The 16,178-nt window shown below is 69.6% G+C and carries 10 protein-coding genes and 1 pseudogene; 10 read left to right on the forward strand and 1 reads right to left on the reverse strand.

Translation table 11 applies throughout. The annotated features are described in order from the left end of the window. Positions 1-121 precede the first annotated feature (121 nt). A pseudogene (locus O7634_RS30310) lies at positions 122-214 on the reverse strand (DNA-binding response regulator); the annotation flags it as partial. Positions 215-575: 361 nt separating this feature from the next. Here O7634_RS30310 and O7634_RS30315 point away from each other — a divergent pair. The 10 genes from O7634_RS30315 (at position 576) to O7634_RS30360 (ending at position 16,142) form a co-directional block, all read left to right on the forward strand. After that, positions 576-1,442: a universal stress protein gene (locus O7634_RS30315; RefSeq protein ID WP_278153556.1), complete on the forward strand. Its 867-nt coding sequence runs from the start codon at positions 576-578 to the stop codon at positions 1,440-1,442. Between the two features lie 140 nt (positions 1,443-1,582). Next, complete coding sequence (adhE, locus tag O7634_RS30320) at positions 1,583-4,147, forward strand: bifunctional acetaldehyde-CoA/alcohol dehydrogenase (protein WP_278153557.1); 2,565 nt, start codon at positions 1,583-1,585, stop codon at positions 4,145-4,147. 168 nt (positions 4,148-4,315) lie between these two features. After that, complete coding sequence (locus O7634_RS30325) at positions 4,316-5,269, forward strand: nitroreductase family protein (protein ID WP_278153558.1); 954 nt, start codon at positions 4,316-4,318, stop codon at positions 5,267-5,269. After that, entirely contained in the window at positions 5,266-5,742 is a 477-nt protein-coding gene (locus O7634_RS30330) for a nitroreductase/quinone reductase family protein (RefSeq protein ID WP_278153559.1), read from the forward strand. The genes O7634_RS30325 and O7634_RS30330 overlap by 4 nt, the downstream gene beginning before the upstream one ends. 114 nt (positions 5,743-5,856) lie before the next feature. Continuing rightward, positions 5,857-8,259: a phosphoketolase family protein gene (locus O7634_RS30335; protein WP_278153560.1), complete on the forward strand. Its 2,403-nt coding sequence runs from the start codon at positions 5,857-5,859 to the stop codon at positions 8,257-8,259. A 109-nt stretch (positions 8,260-8,368) separates the two neighbouring features. Further along, positions 8,369-11,026: a pyruvate, phosphate dikinase gene (ppdK, locus tag O7634_RS30340; protein ID WP_278153561.1), complete on the forward strand. Its 2,658-nt coding sequence runs from the start codon at positions 8,369-8,371 to the stop codon at positions 11,024-11,026. A 355-nt stretch (positions 11,027-11,381) separates the two neighbouring features. Then, positions 11,382-13,619, forward strand: coding sequence for a formate C-acetyltransferase (pflB, locus tag O7634_RS30345; protein ID WP_278153562.1), 2,238 nt, complete (start codon positions 11,382-11,384; stop codon positions 13,617-13,619). Further along, positions 13,619-14,368, forward strand: coding sequence for a pyruvate formate-lyase-activating protein (pflA, locus tag O7634_RS30350; protein WP_278153563.1), 750 nt, complete (start codon positions 13,619-13,621; stop codon positions 14,366-14,368). The genes pflB and pflA overlap by 1 nt, the downstream gene beginning before the upstream one ends. Before the next feature lie 391 nt (positions 14,369-14,759). After that, the gene (locus tag O7634_RS30355; protein ID WP_278153564.1) at positions 14,760-15,719 is read left to right on the forward strand and encodes a TIGR03557 family F420-dependent LLM class oxidoreductase; all 960 of its coding nucleotides are present in this window, start codon (positions 14,760-14,762) and stop codon (positions 15,717-15,719) included. A 21-nt stretch (positions 15,720-15,740) separates the two neighbouring features. After that, complete coding sequence (locus O7634_RS30360; RefSeq protein WP_278153565.1) at positions 15,741-16,142, forward strand: four-helix bundle copper-binding protein; 402 nt, start codon at positions 15,741-15,743, stop codon at positions 16,140-16,142. Positions 16,143-16,178: the final 36 nt, after the last annotated feature.

The raw sequence follows: 16,178 nt of genomic DNA on the forward strand, positions 1-16,178 counted from the left end.
CCCCTTCCGGTAGATGCTTCTGCCGCTCATTGTCCCCGATCAACCTGAGGCCATGATTCGAAAGGTCTGGGTGGGCTCCCAGCCTTTGTCAGCCAGGCAAACCGCCGTTAGATGGGTCCGCCACCCCCGAATCGACAAACCGCACGTCGCGGTACACGTCGATGCCGTTGCCGTCCGGCAGCCGGGCGTCGAGCACCGCGACGTCGGGCCGCACCTGTGCAGCCGGCTCACACGGGGCCGGTTGGTCCTGCACCAGCTAGGCCGGCAGAGGGCCGGAGGGCCTGCGGTGACGGGACCTCACGCTCTACCCCGTGGGCGTAGGCAATCCGAGGATGAAACAGGACGTGAGAGGAGCCCGCCACGAGGGCCACGAAGACCGCCGCGCACCGACAGCACGGCATGCAGCCGGATGCTCGAGGTCGCGCGACCACAGCACTGATGGTGTTCGGCAGCCGCAGGCACGGCGGGTATGCCAGCTTGTGGCCGGGCTCGGTGACCCGGCGGGTGGTCACCCACGCGCCCCGCCGTGCTGCGCGGGATGAAGCGGCTGGCCGTACCGAGAAAGGAGTCACGTCATGACCACCAAGAAAATCATCGTCGGTTACGACCAGTCGACCGAGGCTAGGTCCGCGGCGTCCTGGGCGCTGGACGAAGCCGCCCGCACCGGCGCCCCGGTCGAGTTCTTCTACGCCTGGGAATGGCCCACCTGGGCGCCCGGGGCGTCGATGATCCCGGCGGCGGATGTCTGGCCGGAGGGCGAAGTGGAGCGTTTGCTCCGCGGCGGCCTTGAGGATGTGGTGAGCGCGGCGAAGCTGAGCCACCCAGGCGTGCACACCACGATCTCCGTCGTGCACGCACCCGCCGCGCTGACCCTGATCGACCGGTCCGCCGAGGCGAGCACCATCGTGCTGGGCAGCCGTGGCCACCACGCGATCGCCGCGCTGGGGTCGCTGACCGTGGCGGTCAGCGCCCACGCCCACTGCCCGGTCGTCGTGGTACGCGGCGTGCCCGCGCCGGATGCCCCTGTGGTGGTCGGTGTGGACGACTCCGACTGCGCCCGGCTCGCGCTCGAGTTCGCCATCGAGCAGGCCGCCGGACGCGGCGTCCCGCTGCGGGTCATCCGCGGCGGCACCTTCGCCGCCGGCCTGGTCGAGGAACGCCCCAGCGTGGCGGAGCAGATCATCCAGGAGCAGAGCGACGCCGTCCGCGAGCTACTGGCCGAATGGCGGCAGAAGTACCCGGACGTGCGGGCGACAGCGACATACCTGGCCGAGCACCCGGCCGACGCGCTCACCGAGGCGGCCGCCGGAGCGCAACTGGTGGTGGTCGGCAGCCGCGGGCGCGGTGCGCTCCGCGGGATGCTGCTGGGCTCGGTCAGCCAGCACCTGCTGCACCGGTCGCCATGCACGGTGGCGGTGGTCCGGGAAATCCCGCAGGCCTGAACCACGGCGGTGAACGAACCGAACGGGCCCACCGGTACGCGCGCGGGCCGGTGGTCCCGTGCTCGCGGGACCACCGGCCGTGCCGCCGTAGATCGACGGAGACCTACGTTCGAGGGGACGGATCGACGGAGGGCGGAAGCATGATCGAGACCTTGGTCGCGAACGGTCTCAAGGCGTTGGCCGACTACGACTCCTACGACCAGAAACAGGTCGACGAGATCGTGAAGAAGGCGTCGGTGGCCGCGCTTGGCCGGCACGCCGCGCTGGCGATGCTGGCGGTCGAGGAGACCGGCCGCGGCGTGTTCGAGGACAAGGCGGTGAAGAACATCTTCGCCTGCGAACACGTCACCAACCACATGGCCGACATCCGTACCGTCGGGGTCATCGCCCAGGACGACATCGCGGGGCTCACCCAGATCGCCGAGCCGGTCGGGGTGGTGGCCGCGGTGACGCCGGTGACCAACCCGACCTCGACCACCATCTTCAAGGCGCTGTTGGCCCTCAAGACCCGCAACCCGGTGATCTTCGCCTTCCACCCGGCGGCGCAACGTTGCAGCCAGGAGGCCGCCCGCACGGTCCGTGACGCCGCCGTCGCCGCCGGCGCGCCGGCGCACTGCGTCCAGTGGATCGAGAAGCCGTCGGTGGCCGCGACGAACGAGTTGATGCAGCATCCCGGTGTCTCGGTGGTCCTGGCGACCGGCGGCAACGCCATGGTCCGGGCCGCCTACTCCACCGGCAAACCGGCGCTCGGCGTCGGCGCCGGCAACGTCCCGGCGTACCTCGAGGCTTCGGCCGACGTGGCCCGCGCGGTCAACGACGTGGTGCTGTCCAAGTCGTTCGACAACGGCATGATCTGCGCCTCCGAGCAGGCCGTCATCATCGACGACGCGATCCAGCCCGCCGTCCTCGCCGAGTTCCGGCGACTGCACGCCCACGTCGCGACGCCGGAGGAGAAGTCGCTGCTGGAGACGCTGCTCTTCGGCCTCGGAGAACTCAACCCGGACGTGGTCGGGCAGTCGGCGACCTGGATCGCCGAACACGCCGGTTTCGCGGTCGCCCCGGACACCTCGATCATCCTGGCCCCGGTCGACCGGGTCGGCCCGGCCGAGCCGCTGACCAGGGAGAAGCTCTGCCCGGTGCTCGCCCTGCTGCCGGCCACCGGTCACGACCAGGCCTTCGCGTACGCCGAGCAGATGGTCGAGTTCGACGGACTGGGCCACAGCGCCGTCATCCACACGCGGGACGCCGATCTGGCCGAAGCGTACGGTCGCCGGGTCAAGGCCGTCCGGATCATCTGGAACGCACCAGCGTCGCAGGGCGGCATCGGCGACATGTACAACGCCTTCCTACCGTCGCTGACGCTGGGCTGTGGAAGCTACGGCCACAACTCGGTGTCGCACAACGTCACAGCGGTCGATCTGATCAACATCAAGCGGGTCGCCCGGCGTACGAACAATCTGCAGTGGTTCAAGGTTCCACCGAAGATCTACTTCGAGCCGAACGCGATCCGTTACCTCGCCGACATGTCCGACGTGCACCGGGTCACGGTGGTCACCGATCACACCATGACCAAGCTGGGGTACGTGGACCGCGTGCTGTCCGTGCTGCACCGCCGCCGCGAACAGGTGGCGCTACAGATCATCGACGACGTCGAGCCGGAGCCCAGCGTCCGCACTGTCGACCGTGGCGCCGAGTTGATGCGGTCGTTCCGGCCGGACACCATCATCGCCCTCGGCGGGGGTTCGGCGATGGATGCCGCCAAGGTGATGTGGCTGCGTTACGAGCACCCCGAGGTCGTCTTTGCCGATCTGCGGGAGAAGTTCTTCGACATCCGCAAACGCGCGTTCAAGTTCCCCACCCTCGGCGCCCTGGCCCAACTCGTGTGTATCCCGACCACCTCCGGCACCGGCGCCGAGGTCACCCCGTTCGCCGTCATCACCGACACCACGTCGGGCAAGAAGTACCCGCTCGCCGACTACGCCCTCACGCCGAGCGTGGCGATCGTCGACCCGGTGCTGGCCGCCGACCTGCCGGCGGTGGTCACCGCGGACAGCGGCTTCGACGCGCTCACCCACGCGGTCGAGTCCTACGTGTCCGTCTACGCCAGCGACTTCACCGACGGCCTGGCCCTGCACGCCATCCGGCTCATCTTCGGCAACCTCGCCCGCGCGGTGCAGCACGGCGCTGCGGACCCGCAGGCCCGCGAGAAGATGCACAATGCCGGGACGATCGCCGGAATGGCGTTCGGCAGCGCCTTCCTCGGCATCGTGCACGCCATGTCGCACACCCTGGGCGCCACCTTCCACGTCGCACACGGGCGCACCAACGCGATCCTGCTCCCACATGTCATCCGCTACAACGGGGCCGTGCCGAGCAAACTCACCGGCTGGCCCAGATACGAGAGCTACCGGGCGCCGCAACGCTTCGCCGACATCGCCCGCACCCTCGGGCTGCCCGCGGCGACGGACGCCGAAGCGGTCGAAGCTCTGGCGACGGCGATCGAGAAGCTGCGGGACGAGGTCGGTATCGAACCCTCGTTCGCGGCTGTCGGCGTGGACGAGCGGGCCTTCCTCACGGCGCTGCCGCAGCAGGCGCTCATCGCGTACGAGGACCAGTGCGCGCCCGCGAATCCCCGGATGCCGATGCTCGCCGACATGCAGGAGCTGATGCGCGCCGCGTACTACGGACCGACGAGCGCCGGCTGAGCAGGCCGGAACGTGCCGCTTCGCGCAGAAGGGAGAGGCCATGAAGGGAACAGCGCTCCAACGGCCCGGCCGGTAGCTCACGTGGGGAGCCACAGCGGGCGAGCCGGGCAGCCTGATCACGGAGCGCCGGATGTTGCTCGGTATCAAGCAGAGCGCGGAAGGCGCGTCATGAACGTGCTGGCCCGGTGCGTGGCGGCGGCGACACTCGCCCCTTCGCTGCACAACAGCCAGCCGTGGCGTTTCCGGATCACCGGCCGGGAAGTGCGGGTGTACGCGGACCACAGCCGCCGACTCGACGCGCTGGACCCGTCCGGTCGAGAACTCCTGATCAGTGTCGGTGCGGCCCTGTTCACCCTGCGGCTGGCTCTGCGAGCAGAGGGTTGGCGCACGACGCACGTCCTCTTCCCGGAGCCGGACTCGCCCGACCTGGTGGCCCGGGTGCTGCTCGATCGAGAAGCCCCACCGCCGGAAACCGTGACGACGTTGGCCGAAGCGATCGCCCGGCGGCACACCAATCGGTGGCCGTTCGCCGACTCGGCGGTCTCTGCCAACGCGATCGAGGAGCTGACCATGGCCGCTGCGGACCAGGGGGCGGCACTCACGGTCGCCGGCCCGGCCGCCCGCAACGCCATCCTGGGGCTCGGGCACCAGGCCGAGCGCCGGCTACGCGCGAGCGGCCGCTACCGGGCCGAGCTGAGCCACTGGACGAGGCCCGCGCCGGGCCGCCACGACGGCATCCCGGCCGCCACCATCGGACCGTGGGACGCCCTCGAACGGATGCCGATCCGAGACTTCGGCCTCGTCCACCCGCAACCCCGGCGGACCAGTGAGTTCTTCGAGGCGCACCCGACCATCGCCGTGCTCGCGACGCTCGGTGACGGCCCGCACGACTGGGTCCGCGCCGGTCAGGCGCTTCAGCACGTCCTGCTGGCGGCCACCCGGCTGAGGCTGGCCACCACCCCCATCAGCCAACCGGTCGAGGTTCCGGCGATCCGCGAACTGCTCACCGACACCGCGGCCGGCCGTTGGGCGCAGATGATCATCCGGATCGGGTACGGACCGCAGGCCGCGGTGACACCGCGCCGGCCGCTCTCCGAGGTACTGAAGAGGAACGACCAGTGATCTTTTCACGTGCATGGCGCCGCTGGATGTACCCGGGCGGCCGCCCCGGTCGCCTGGCGCGGGTACTCAACCGGATCGCCGCCGCCCAGCACAGCAGCGGATTCCTGGCGCCGTCGACCTGGGTGACCCTGGAAGTGCTCGGCCGCAGGAGTGGGCGGACGGTGGCCTTCCCGTTGGTGATGGTCATTCATGACGGGCAGCGCTACCTGGTCTCGATGCTCGGGTGGCGGGCCAACTGGGTGGCCAATGTCCGGGCCGCCGGCGGTGCGGCCACCCTGCGCCGTGGCCGGCGCGAGCCGGTCCGGCTGGTCGAGGTCGACGTGGCGCAACGAGCGCCGATCCTGCGCGAATATCTCGCCAAGGCGCCGGGTGCCCGGCCGCACTTCCCGATCGGTCGACGATCTCCAATCGCACAGTTCGCTCCGATAGCTGCGGAGTACCCGGTATTCCTGATCACACCGGCGGGGCCCTGAGGTCCCGGAGTCGGGGGCCGGAAGTCCTTCCACGGACGGCTTCCGGCCCTGGGTGGCCGGCCTCGGCTGGGCCTACCGTGAGTCCGACAAGCCGAGATCTGTGAAAGGAACCACGTGACCGCGGTCGTTTCCGAATCCCGTACGCTCGCCGAACTCGACGACATCGAACTCGCCCGTCTGGACGCGTGGTGGCGGGCGAACAACTACCTGACCATCGGGCAGATCTATCTGCAGGGCAACCCGCTGCTGCGCGAGCCCCTGTCGGCTGAGCACATCAAGCCACGCCTGCTCGGTCACTGGGGCACCAGCCCCGGTCTGTCGCTGATCTACGCGCACGTCTCCCGGCTGATCCGGCACACCGGGCAGCAGGCGATCTACCTTGCCGGTCCGGGTCACGGCGGTCCGGCGCTGGTGGCCGCCGGCTACCTGGAAGGCACCTACAGCGAGGTCTACCCGGACGTCAGCCAGGATGAGGCCGGGATGCTGCGTCTGTTCCGGCAGTTCTCCAGCCCGGGTGGGATTCCGTCGCACGTGTCGGTGACCACCCCCGGCTCCATCCACGAAGGCGGCGAGCTGGGCTACGTCCTGGTCCACGCGTTCGGCGCGGTCATGGACAACCCGGACCTGCTAGCCATCGCGGTGGTGGGCGACGGTGAGGCCGAGACCGGGCCCCTCGAGGGCTCCTGGAAGGGCGTGTCCTTCCTCAACCCCGAGCGCGACGGCGCTGTTCTGCCGATCCTGCACCTCAACGACGCCAAGATCTCTGGTCCCACCGTGCTGGGGCGCAAGGAACCCGAGGAGGTACGCGCCCTGCTGCGCGGCCACGGCTACGACGTCATCGAGGTCGAGGGCGCCGACCTGCCCGGCATGCACCACCGCTTCGCCGCCGCCCTGGCCACTGCCTGGACGACGATCCGCGACATCCAGAACGCCGCCCGTGACGGTTCCTGGGACGGCACCCGCCCGGTCTGGCCGCTGATCGTCCTGCGGTCGCCGAAGGGCTGGACCGGGCCGGACTCCGTCGACGGGATCACCGTCACCGGGACATGGCGGTCACACCAGGTTCCGCTGTCCGGCGTCAAAGACAACCCGGAACACCTCGCGCTCCTCGAGCGCTGGCTCACGTCGTACCGTCCGGAGGAGCTGTTCGATTCCGCCGGCTCGCCCGTGGCGTTGATCCGGGACCAGGCTCCCGACGGTGACCTACGGATGAGCGCCAGCCCGCATGCCAACGGCGGCGTGCTGACCCGGGATCTGGACCTGCCGGACTTCCGTACCTACGCGGTCGACGTGTCCCGGCCCGCGCGGCAGCGGACCGAGTCGACACGCAAGCTGGGCGAGATGATGCGCGACATCTACAGCCGCAACGCCGACCGGTTCCGGTTGTTCTGCCCGGACGAGACCAACAGCAACCGGCTTGGTTCCGTCTTCGAGGTCTCCGACCGCGCCTTCATGGAGCGGGTGACGCCAGAGGATGTGGCGATCAGCCGCGACGGCCGGGTCATGGAGGTGCTCAGCGAGCACAACTGCCACGGCTGGCTGGAGGGCTACAACCTGACCGGCCGGCACGGCATGTTCGCCACCTACGAGGCGTTCGCCATGGTCAGCGCCTCGCAGACAGTGCAGCACGGCAAGTGGTTGCAGGAGGCCAAGCACCTGCCGTGGCGCGAGAAGGTGCCCAGCCTCAACGTGCTGCTCACCTCGACGGCGTGGCGCAACGACCACAACGGCTTCTCCCACCAGGGGCCGGGCCTGATCCAGGTGGTGCTGACCCAACGCGGCGACGTCGCCCGGGTCTACCTGCCGCCGGACGCCAACACCCTGCTGTCGGTGGCCGACCACTGCTTCCGGTCGCGGTCGTACATCAACCTGATCGTGATCGACAAGCAGCCGCAGCTGCAGTACCTCTCCATGGACGAGGCGATCGAGCACTGCGCCCGTGGCGCGGGTGTCTGGGACTGGGCCGGCACCGACGACGGCACCAGCGACCCCGACATCGTCCTCGCCTGCGCCGGCGACGTCGTCACCATGGAGACGGTCGCGGCGGCACAGATCCTGCGCGACCGGCTGCCCGGCTTCAAGGTCCGTGTGGTCAACGTGGTCGACTTGATGACCCTGGTCCGGCCCAAGGACCACCCACACGGCATGAACGAGACCTTGTTCACCGAACTGTTCACCGACACCGTCGACGTGGTGTTCTCCTTCCACGGCTACCCCGGCGCGATCCACCAGCTCGTGCACGGCCGCCCCGATGTGGACCGGTTCCGCGTCCGCGGCTTCATCGAGCAGGGCACGACCACCACCCCGTTCGATATGACGGTGCGCAACAGGGCGTCGCGGTACCACCTCGTGATGGACGCCATCAACAACGCCAAGCGCCTCCCCCGCGGCGCAGCGGACCTCAAGGCGTGGTGCCAGAGTCAGCTCGACCGCCACGAGACGTACGTGGTGGAACACCTCGAGGACATGCCCGAGGTCCGCGACTGGGCCCTCGGCGACTGGGCGGCACGCGGCTGAGTTCCACCGAGACGGTCCCGCCGCGACCCGTCGATGCGGGACCTCCGACCCTACGACGAGCTGCCCCGACCGGCCTACAAAGGAGACAAGGGAAGGGGTGCCAAGGGCCATGACCAGATACGTGTACGACTTCACGGACGGCAACAAGGACCTCAAGGACCTGCTCGGCGGCAAGGGCGCCAACCTGGCCGAGATGACCCTGATGGGCCTGCCGGTACCGCCGGGTTTCACCGTCACCACCGAGGCGTGCCGCGCCTACCTGCGCACCGGCACGATGCCGGCGGGCCTGCTCACCGAGGTCGAGCACCACCTACGACAGATGCAGACCCGGATGGGCAAGACCTTCGGCGACCCCAGGGATCCGCTGTTGCTGTCGGTGCGCTCCGGTGCCAGGTTCTCGATGCCAGGGATGATGGAGACGATCCTGGACATCGGCCTGAACGACGCGAGTGTCGCCGGCCTCGGACGGCGGAGCGCGGATGAGCGGTTCGCCTGGGACTCGTACCGGCGCCTGATCCAGATGTTCGGTAAGACGGTTTTCGACGTTCCAGCCGAAGCTTTCGAGGAGGAGCTGACGGCCGCCCGGTCGATCGCGGGCGTCGGGACGGACCCGGAACTCGACACGGCTCAACTGCAGGACCTGGTACACGCGTACAAGAAGGTGTTCCACGAGCACACCGGCCGGACCTTTCCGCAGGCACCGCACGAACAGCTGTTCCTGGCGATCGGCGCGGTGTTCCGCTCGTGGAACGCCGAACGCGCCGTCCTGTATCGCCGGCAGGAGCGCATCCCGCAGGATTTGGGCACCGCGGTCAACGTCATGGCGATGGTCTTCGGCAACCAGGGGACGAACTCCGGCACCGGGGTCGCCTTCACCCGGGACCCGGCCACCGGCCGGCGCGGCGTCTACGGCGACTACCTGCGCAACGCCCAGGGAGAGGACGTGGTCGCCGGGATCCGCAACACGGTGCCGCTGGCCGAGCTCGCCGTCATCGATCCAGCCAGCTATCGGCAGCTACTGTCGATCATGCAGCGGCTCGAGCAGCGTTACCGCGACCTGTGCGACATCGAGTTCACCATCGAGAACGGCACGTTGTGGATGCTGCAGACCCGGGTCGGCAAGCGCACGCCAGCCGCCGCGTTCATCATCGCCGCCCAGCTGGTCGACGAAGGCCGCATCACTCTGGACGAGGCATTGCAGCGGGTCACCGGGGAGCAACTGGCCCAGCTGATGTTTCCCAACTTCGACACCACCGCCGCTCCCCCGCCGCTGACCACCGGCGTGCCGGCCTCTCCGGGCGCGGCCGTCGGCGCGATCGTCTTCGACTCCGCCTCCGCGGTGGCGGCGACCGAGCCGGTCATCCTGGTGCGCCGGGAGACCAACCCCGACGACCTGCCCGGCATGATCGCTGCTCAGGGCATCCTGACCTCGCGCGGTGGCAAGACGTCGCACGCCGCGGTGGTCGCCCGCGGCATGGGCAAGACGTGCGTCTGCGGAGTCGAGGAGCTGCGCGTCGACGCCGACTCGGTCACCGTGGCGGGCCGCACCCTGCACGCCGGTGACGTCATCTCGATCGACGGCACCACCGGAAGGGTCTACCCGGGGTCGGTCGCCGTGCGGCCCTCCGCGGTGGTGCGGTACTTCGAGGGCGACCTGACGGCGCACGACGACCCACTGCTCTCCGCCGTGGAACGGCTGATGATCCACGCCGATCACCGGGCCCGGCTCGACGTGCACGCCAACGCCGACACCGGCGCCGACGCGACCCGAGCACGCCGCTTCGGCGCCACCGGAATCGGCCTGTGCCGCACCGAGCACATGTTCCTCGGCGAGCGCCGCCGGCTGGTCGAGCGGCTGATCCTGGCCGAGGACGACGCCGCCCGCGCCGAAGCCCTCCAGGCGCTGCTGCCCTTGCAGCGGGCCGACTTCGAGGAGTTGTTCGCCGCGATGGACGGGCTGCCGGTGACCGTGCGGCTCATCGACCCGCCGCTGCACGAGTTCCTGCCCCCGCTGGAGGAGCTGACCGCCCGGGTGGCCCGCGCGGACGCGCTCGGCGTGGACCCCGGCCATGACGGTGCGCTGCTGACGGCGGTGCGGCGAATGCACGAGCAGAACCCGATGCTCGGGCTGCGCGGCGTACGCCTGGGCCTGATGATCCCGGGTCTGTTCGCCATGCAGGTCCGCGCGATCGCGCAGGCCGCGGCCGCCCGGGTCGCCGCCGGCGGCGACCCGCGGCCGGAGATCATGGTTCCGCTGGTCGGAGCGGTCCAAGAACTCGAGACGGTACGCGCGGAAGCGGAGCCGGTGCTGGCGAGCGTGCCCGGTGCGCCGCCGATCCGGCTCGGCACCATGATCGAGGTCCCCCGGGCCGCCCTCACCGCCGGGCAGATCGCCACCGTCGCCGAGTTCTTCTCGTTCGGCACCAACGACCTGACCCAGATGACGTGGGGCTTCTCCCGCGACGACGTGGAAGGCGCGTTCTTCGGCCGGTACCTCGAACTGGGCATCTTCTCGATCTCACCGTTCGAGAGCATCGACCGCGACGGCGTCGGCGAACTGGTCCGCACCGCCGTCCAGCGCGGCCGAGCCGTCCGGCCCGATCTCACCGTCGGGGTCTGCGGTGAGCACGGTGGCGATCCGACCTCCGTGCGGTTCTTCCACGACGCCGGCCTGGACTACGTCTCCTGCTCGCCGTTCCGGGTGCCGATCGCCCGGCTCGAGGCCGGTCGTGCCGCGAGCGCGGCGGCCGGCTCGGACAGCCGCTAGGAGGTCGTGATGACGACGACGGTGACCCCGGTACGCCGTGGCGATCGGGAGATCGGCGCGGTGACGATGGGTCCCGGCGGCTGGATCAGTCTCAAGCGCACCGGCAGACCACCGCTGCGCGCCGCTTCGACGAACCGGCCCTGGTGGGCTGCTGCGCGCGCACCGGCTCGTCGAGCAGCGCTGAGGTGTTCCGCCCGCACGCCGCCTGGCGCCCGTGCTGCCGTAGACCACCCACAGGGCCGACGAGATCGCGCCCACACCTGAAGGTCCCGGACGGTCCCGACCCGTCCGGGACCTCTGGCCCTTAAACCACGGGTTGTCACTCGGCGAGGCTGGAGGAGACGAAGGAGGGGCCATGGCCACCACATTCCACGAAGCCTGGCGCGGGTTCCACGGCACCGGCTGGCGCGAGACGATCGACGTCGGCGCGTTCATCCACGACAACATCGAGCCGTACACCGGCGGGCCGGAGTTCCTGACCGGGCCGACGCGCCGTACCGAGCGGATCTGGCGGCAACTGCGGCACATGTTCGTCGAGGAGCGCCGCCGCGGGGTCTACGACGTGGATACCCTCACCCCGTCCACGATCACCTCGCACGAGCCGGGCTACCTCGACCAGGACGATGAGCTCATCGTGGGCCTGCAGACCAGCGCGCCGCTGCGCCGCGCGATCATGCCCAACGGCGGGCTGCGAATGGTGGAGGCCGGTCTCAAGGCGTACGGCTTCACCCTCGACCCGGCCGTGCAAGCGATCTTCAGCCGGTACCGCAAGACGCACAACGACGGCGTCTTCGACGCCTACCCGGCCGACGTGAAGGCCGCCCGCCGCTCACACATCATCACCGGGCTGCCGGACGCGTACGGCAGGGGCCGGATCATCGGCGACTACCGGCGCGTCGCGCTGTACGGAGTGGACCGCTTGATCGCCGAGCGCCAGGCGGTCAAGGCGTCGCTCGACGCTCAGCTGTCGTCGGAGGACGTGATCCGCGACCGTGAGGAGTTGGCCGAGCAGATTCGCGCGCTGGAGGAGCTGCGACTCATGGCCGGCCGGTACGGGTACGACATCTCCGGCCCGGCGAGCACCGGCCGCGAGGCCATCCAATGGCTGTACTTCGCCTACCTGGCGGCAACCAAGGAGCAGAACGGCGCGGCGATGTCGCTCGGCCGGACCGCCACGTTCGTCGACGTCTACCTGCAGCGCGACATCGTCGAGGGCCGGCTCACCGAGCGGGAGGCGCAGGAGCTGGTCGACGACTTCGTCATCAAGCTGCGGATCATCCGGTTCCTGCGCACGCCCGAGTACGACCAGTTGTTCTCCGGCGACCCGACCTGGGTGACCGAGACGCTCGGGGGGATCGGCTGCGACGGCCGACCGCTGGTCACCCGCACGAGCTTCCGCTACCTGCAGACCCTGTACAACCTGGGTCCGGCTCCGGAGCCGAACCTGACCGTGCTGTGGTCGCCGGCGCTGCCCGAGGGGTTCAAGCGGTTCTGCGCCCAGATCTCGATCGACACGAGCGCCATTCAGTACGAGAACGACGACCTGATCCGGCCCGCGTACAGCGACGACACGGCCATCGCCTGCTGTGTGTCCGCCATGCGGGTGGGCAAGGACATGCAGTTCTTCGGCGCGCGCGCCAACCTCGCCAAGGCCCTGTTGTACGCGATCAACGGCGGCCGCGACGAGATGACCGGCGAGCAGGTCTTCGTCGCCGAGCCGCTCACCGACGACGTGCTCGACTACGACGAGGTCCTGGCCGCGTACGACCGGACTCTGGACTGGCTGGCCGAGACCTACGTCGACGCGCTCAACGTCATCCACTACATGCACGACAAGTACGCCTACGAGCGCATCGAGATGGCCCTGCACGACTACCCGGTGCACCGTTTCCTCGCCACCGGCATCGCGGGCCTGTCGGTCGCCGTGGACAGCCTGAGCGCCATCAGGCACGCCCACGTCAAGGTGCTGCGTGACGAGAACGGTCTGGCCGTCGACTACGCCGTGGACGGCGACTTCCCGGCCTTCGGCAACAACGACGACCGCGTGGACGCGATCGCCGTCGATCTGGTCGAACGATTCATGGCCAAGATCCGGCGGCAGCCCACCTACCGGGGTGCCGAGCCGTCGCTCTCGGTTCTGACGATCACCTCGAACGTGGTCTACGGCACGCACACCGGCAACACGCCCGACGGGCGGCGCGCGGGTGAGCCGTTCGCGCCGGGCGCCAACCCGATGAACGGCCGCGACAGGCACGGCATGGTCGCCGCCGCGCTGTCGGTCGCCAAGCTGCCGTACCGCTGCGCGCGCGACGGGATCTCGCTGACGATCACCGTCGCTCCGGACGGCCTCGGCCACGCCCGCGACGAACGGATCACCAACCTCGCCGGAGTGCTCGACGGCTACACCGACAGCGGCGGCTTCCACATGAACGTCAACGTGCTGAGCCGGGCGACGCTCGAAGACGCCATGGCCCACCCGGAGAAGTACCCGCAGCTGACCATCCGGGTCTCCGGGTACGCGGTGAACTTCGTCAAGCTCACTCCCGAGCAGCAGCGCGACGTCATCTCCCGGACCTTCCACGGGTCGCTGTGATGACCGCCGTCACGGCGCCGGTGACCGGCTCGCTCCACTCCTTCGACATCTCCACCGGAGTGGACGGGCCGGGCACCCGGTTCGTCGCGTTCCTGGCCGGCTGCCCACTGCGCTGCCTCTACTGCCACAGCCCCGACACCCAGTACCGCCGTTTCGGCCGGCCCACCTCCGTCAACGACCTGCTCACCAAGATCCGCCGCTACGAACGCTTCCTGAAGGTCGCCCACGGCGGCGTCACCCTCAGCGGCGGCGAACCGCTGCGACAACCCGCCTTCACCCGCGAGGTGCTGCGCCACTGCAAAGAGATGCGGCTGCACACCGCCCTGGACACCAGCGGCATGCTCGGCGACTGCGCCGACGACCCCCTGCTCGACGCCACCGACCTGGTACTACTCGACATCAAGTCCGGGGACCCGGCCACCTACCGGACCGTGACCCGCACCGGGAGGCTGACGCCGACCGTGCGGTTCGCGCACCGCCTGGCCGACCGTGGCATGCCGATCTGGGTCCGTTTCGTCGTCGTGCCCGGCCTCACCGATGACCCGTTCAACGTCGACGCCGTCGCGTCCATCGCGGCGGACGTGCCCACCGTCGAACGCGTCGAGGTACTGCCCTTCCACCGGCTGGGCGCTCGGAAGTACGCCGCCCTCGGCCTGCCGTTCCCGCTGCCGGACACGCCGCCGCCGGATGAGGCGCTGCTGCATCGGGTCCGTGGCCAGTTCCACGATCGCGGGCTGACGGTGTACTGACAGCCAGCGGCGTGGTCGAGCCCGGCGGAACGAACGCGCGAAACAGCCGACAACCGTGCAGCGGTGGACCAGCTCGGGCGGGTGCGGACGCGGATGAAGGCCGCCGCGCCCCGAGCCCTCGTCGTCGCCGACCGACCCCCGCGAGAGCTCGGCCCGGACCCAGATCGCTGATGAAGTCGGCTGCCGACCACGAGCGGAGGCAGGACACCGGGCATGTCCTCACGTGCCGGCATCGTCGCCCCTTCCATCGGCTTCGTCTCGGTGACCGTGCCCCCGTTTCGGCCGTACCGAACCCGCCACCCGTCGACGGCTACTTCCCCATTCGAGGGTTTGGATCGCCGGTGCGTGGAAAGGTGACGACCAAGGTGCTTTTTGGCGATAGGGGCATTCCATGCGGATTGGGTACAAGCTGGCCAGTGAGGGGTTCGGGCCGAAGGAGATCATCCGGCAGGCGCTCCGAGCCGAGGAGGTCGGCTTCGACTTCGTCGAGATGAGCGACCACTTCCATCCCTGGCTTGACGTGCAGGGCCACTCGTCATTCACCTGGACAGTCTTGGGTGCCATCGCCGCCCGGACCGAGCGGGTCGGGCTGGTCACCGGGGTGACCTGCCCGACGGTGCGCTACCACCCGGCGATCATCGCGCAGGCCGCGGCCACTCTCGCGATCGTCTCCGACGGCCGGTTCACCCTCGGTGTGGGTGCCGGCGAGCGGCTCAACGAGCACGTCGTCGGCCAGGGTTTTCCGAGCGTGCGGGGCCGGCACGAACGGCTTCGGGAGGCGCTGGAGATCATCCGATTGCTCTGGCGGGGCGGTTACCAGTCGTACGAGGGCAAGCACCTCCACCTGGAGGACGCCCAGGTCTTCGACCTGCCCGATGAGCCGCCAGTGATCGCGGTGGCTGCCAGCGGGCCGGCGTCGGTGGCGATCGCCGCCGAACTCGGCGACGGGCTGTTCGCCACCGAGCCGAAGCCCGACCTGGTGCAGGCGTACCAGCGTGGCGGCGGAAGTGGCCCACGCTACGCGGAGGTGCCGCTGGCCTGGGCTTCCGACGAAGAGCAGGCGGTGCGGGCGGCCTGGCAGACCAGCCGGTGGGCGGTCACCGGGTGGAAGGTGATGAGTGAGCTGCCGAACCCGGTGAACTTCGAAGCCGCGTCCCGCACGGTCACGAATGACGACATCCGACAGCAGTTCGCCGTCGGCCCCGACCCCGACGTCCATGTCGCGGCGGTACGCAAGTACGCCGACGCGGGCTTCGACCATCTGGTCCTGCAGAACGCCGGCCCCGACCCCGACGGCTTCCTCGATTTCTATCGCGACACCCTCGCCGATCGCCTCCGTGCGTTCGGCTGACACCAGAGAGGAAAAGTCCTGATGCCGAGCATGCCGATGCTGGAGACGTACCCGAAGTCGATCAACCTGGACCGGGCGAAGCTCGCGGCGGCGATCGATGCCCTCAACGATTGCGCCCAGGCTTGCACCGCCTGCGCGGACGCCTGCCTGAGCGAGGACATGGTCGCGGAGCTGACCAAGTGCGTCCGGACGAACCTTGACTGCGCGGACATCTGCGCCACCACCGCCCGGGTGCTGTCCCGGCACACCGGCTACGACGCGAACATCAGCCGCACCCTGTTGGAGGCCTGCGCCACTGCCTGCAAGTCCTGCGGCGACGAGTGCTCCGGCCACGCCGACAAGCACGAACACTGCCGCGTCTGCGCCGAGACCTGCGGCGCTTGCGAGCGCGCCTGCCGAGACCTGCTCGCCACGATCAGCTGAGCGCGCCCTGGGCGGTGCCGCTGGACGACCTGCTGT

Source organism: Micromonospora sp. WMMD1120, from assembly GCF_029626235.1.
Classification (GTDB): domain Bacteria; phylum Actinomycetota; class Actinomycetes; order Mycobacteriales; family Micromonosporaceae; genus Micromonospora.